General features: G+C 65.2%; 2 protein-coding genes and 4 pseudogenes. 5 read left to right on the forward strand and 1 reads right to left on the reverse strand.

The features are described from left to right. The 4 pseudogenes from VET27_RS26030 to VET27_RS26045 all read left to right on the forward strand — a co-directional run. Positions 1 to 151, forward strand: a pseudogene (locus VET27_RS26030) (hypothetical protein); the annotation flags it as partial. A gap of 17 nt (positions 152 to 168) precedes the next feature. After that, a pseudogene (locus VET27_RS26035) lies at positions 169 to 312 on the forward strand (DUF302 domain-containing protein); the annotation flags it as partial. Continuing rightward, positions 311 to 654 (forward strand): annotated as a pseudogene (locus tag VET27_RS26040) (TSUP family transporter); the annotation flags it as partial. The pseudogenes VET27_RS26035 and VET27_RS26040, both read left to right, overlap by 2 nt. A gap of 30 nt (positions 655 to 684) precedes the next feature. Next, positions 685 to 930: pseudogene (locus tag VET27_RS26045) on the forward strand (rhodanese-like domain-containing protein); the annotation flags it as partial. Between the two features lie 87 nt (positions 931 to 1,017). Here the strand turns inward: VET27_RS26045 and ripA are convergent. Then, the gene (gene ripA, locus VET27_RS26050) at positions 1,018 to 2,403 is read right to left on the reverse strand and encodes an NlpC/P60 family peptidoglycan endopeptidase RipA (protein ID WP_526522875.1); all 1,386 of its coding nucleotides are present in this window, start codon (positions 2,401 to 2,403) and stop codon (positions 1,018 to 1,020) included. Positions 2,404 to 2,751: 348 nt separating this feature from the next. On the opposite strand from ripA, the gene VET27_RS26055 reads away from it, so the two are divergent. After that, positions 2,752 to 3,126 carry a BlaI/MecI/CopY family transcriptional regulator gene (locus tag VET27_RS26055; protein ID WP_526522877.1) on the forward strand — a complete coding sequence of 125 codons (375 nt, stop codon included), beginning with the start codon at positions 2,752 to 2,754 and terminating at the stop codon, positions 3,124 to 3,126. Positions 3,127 to 3,166: the final 40 nt, after the last annotated feature.

A 3,166-nucleotide genomic window follows, 5' to 3' on the forward strand; every position in this document is an offset into this window, starting at 1 on the left:
CCAGCTCGCTGCGGCATCCCGCGCTCGGGACAAGTCCAGGTTCAAGATCGTCGCCATCGGTCTGCGGCAGGGCCTGACCGGCGAGACGCCGGAGAACGCCCAACCGATGACCGAGGCCGAACTTGAAAAGCTCTTTCTAGCTCTGGCCTGACTACCGAAAAGAACACCATGACACTCGCCATGTCGACCACCCTGCGAACCACTTTCGACGACGCCGGCGCCCGCACCCGGGAGGCGCTGTCCGACCAGGGTTTCGGCGTGCTCACCGAGATTGACGTGACCGCCACGCTGAAGGCCAAACTCGACGAGGAAGGCCATCCCGACCTCACTGATCGTCGTCGCCGCATCCACATTCGGCGCGTTACTGAAAGTCCCTGCACGCCAAGTGCAGTGGCGCCTGGCTCATGTCTTTGCGCTGGCGGGTATCCCGGCCACCGTCGTCGGCACCGCCATCGGCAGGCATCTGCCCCAGTCGGCGGTCCTGATCGGCTTCGCCGTCGTGATGGGCGTCGCGGGGGTGCGGATGTTGCGCGATCAGGACGACATTGGCACGGCCTGCACCGTCGGGGACTCTGGCATCAACTGGCGGCGGTGCGCCACGCGCTCCATACCCGCAGGATGCTCGTCGGCCTCCTCACCGGGCTATTCGGCGTCGCGCACACCGGCGACGCCGGCATCAACGGCTTGACGCTGATTGATGTGCGTCAAACCTCCGAATACGGCGACAGCCACATCCCAGGTGCGCTCAACATTCCGCTACATGAACTCGCCGAACGCATCGCCGAAGTACCCGCCAACGAAGTCTGGGTGCACTGCGGATCGGGCTACCGGGCCTCGATCGCCGCATCCATCCTGGACCGCTCCCACCACGACGTCGTCCTCATCGACGACATCTTCGACAACGCCAAGAGCAACGACCTGGCTTCTGACACATGGACCCGAACGGGCATCTGCGGGCAACTGCTAGACGCCAGTCGTCAGCCGAGCCATCTCTGCGCGTGACGTGCCTGAGTGCCATCAGTATTCGATGAGCCTGGTGACGTAGGGGGTCATGCCGCTGGTGCGCACCGGCGAAATCTTGACGACCGAACCGGTGTAGGGCGCTTCGAGCATCCGGCCGTCCCCGAGGTACATCGCCTCGTGCTGGCTGGCGTTCGGGCCGTAGAAGATGAGATCACCGCGGCGCATCTGTGACGACGGGATCTTGCGGCCGGCGTCGTACTGCGACCCCGAGTAGTGGTCCAGCTTGATGCCCACCCCGGCGAAGGCGTATAGATACAGCCCGGAGCAGTCGAAACCCACCGTTCCCGCGCCCTGGTCGATGCCGTTGGACGGTCCGTTGGCGTTACCGCCGCCCCATGAGTACGGCACACCGAGCTGCGACATGGCGCGACGGATGACGTATTCGGATGCCTGTCGCCCGTACACCCGCGGAATGCGGCCGTTGGTGATTCCTGGATCAACGGCGGCGCTGGCCGAGGGAAGGATACCCAGCGTGGTCAGGAAGTTTCGGCCCATGTCGGCGGTGAGTTGAGCTGAGGTAGCCGATATCTGGAGCACGGTGTTGATGATCGCTACGGGATCGCCGGCGACATTGGCGCTGGGCACCATCGGCAGCGTGGTGTCCCACTGGCTGGCGTCGGTGGGTGAAGCTGCCGTATCCCAGTCGCCACCGGCGGCACGCGCTGTGGGCGCGGCACCGCTCGCCGCGGGCGCGCGTCTACTCGACGTCGACCAGGTGCGGGTGGCGTCCAGGCGGGTTTGAGCCGCGCGGCGCTGCTCGACCATCCGGTCCACCTCGGCCTGCAGAGCGCCGAACTGCTGTTGGGTATCGGTGAGGGCGGTGACCGCGGTGTCCATGCTCGCTTGCGCCTGCGCCGCCGCCGCGTCGGCCCGTTGCTGGGCCGCGCGGGCGGAGGACTCCCTGTTCGCCACCTCGGTGCGCGCCGCCGCCAGATCGGCCATGGTCTCGTCGAAGCTGATCTGCAGCGTCTGGCCGGTGCCGACAGTGGCGACCATGTCCTCGGGAGTGGCCGCAGTCAGGTAGGACCCGGAGGGGCCGTTGACGTAGGACTCGGCAGCGAAGGTGTCGAACCGCTGCTGGGCCGCGGCGATCGCGGTGTTGGCGTCACGCACGGCCAGCTGAGCCGATTCGGCGTCGAGGCGGGTCGTGTCGACGGCATCCCGCGACGTCTGCACATCGGCGATCGCCTTGTTCACGTCTTCCTGGCGTTCCTGGATTTGCGCGCCGATCTGCTGCAACTGCTGGTCCGCCTCGGCGGCCTGCACGATCAGCGCAGTCACGTTGTCAGGACCCGTGGCACCCGGGCCCGGTTCGGCGAACGCCTGTCCCGACGCGCTCATCATCGTGACCACCACGACGGCCGCCGCGACAACTGGCATGGTTCTGCGAAATCCCCGACTGGATGCCATCAGACTGATGTCTCCCTACGACTCGAACCGCCCCACTGCGCGGCGCGATGTCCCCAGTTGTCATCGGACTGCTCTTGCACTAACTACGTACATACGCAGTACGTAGTTGCGCCATACGTATTAGTACCGTACATGACTTTCACCTCATTGGTAACTTCCGTCACAAATTCCAGGGGTGTAGTTTGTGCAGAGACAACAGTTTTCCGCCTTGACCGTGCCACGGGTTGGCGCGAAGGTGGCGGAGCCCTACGGTGGCTTCAGACATCTGAATCGGCCGCCGGTGCGAGGTGTCGCAGCTCAAGACAGCAGGAGTGTGCCGTGCGTGTTCGGGGTTTCGGTGAACTCGAGGCCGTGGTGATGGATCGATTGTGGGACCGCGGCCAGGTCTGCACGGTCCGCGACATCTTCGACGAGCTCGCCAGTGACCGAACGATCGCCTACACCACGGTGCTGTCGACCATGGACAATCTGCACCGCAAGGGTTGGCTGGCCCGCGAGCGGGTCGGCAAGGCGTACCACTACCGGCCGACGATGACGCGTGAAGAGCATTCCGCGAAGCTGATGCGTGATGCCTTCGAGTCCGGAGGGGACGCCGACTTGGTTCTGACGTTCTTCCTCGATCAGATGAATGACGACGAGTCCGCCCAGGTGCAGGCCGCGCTCCGCCGCATCATCGACGGCCGGGCGAACTGATGAGCGTCGCGGCAGGGCTGTTGCTGTATGTGGCGCTGTT

Origin of the sequence: Mycobacterium sp., from assembly GCF_035633495.1 — a bacterium.
GTDB lineage: Bacteria > Actinomycetota > Actinomycetes > Mycobacteriales > Mycobacteriaceae > Mycobacterium.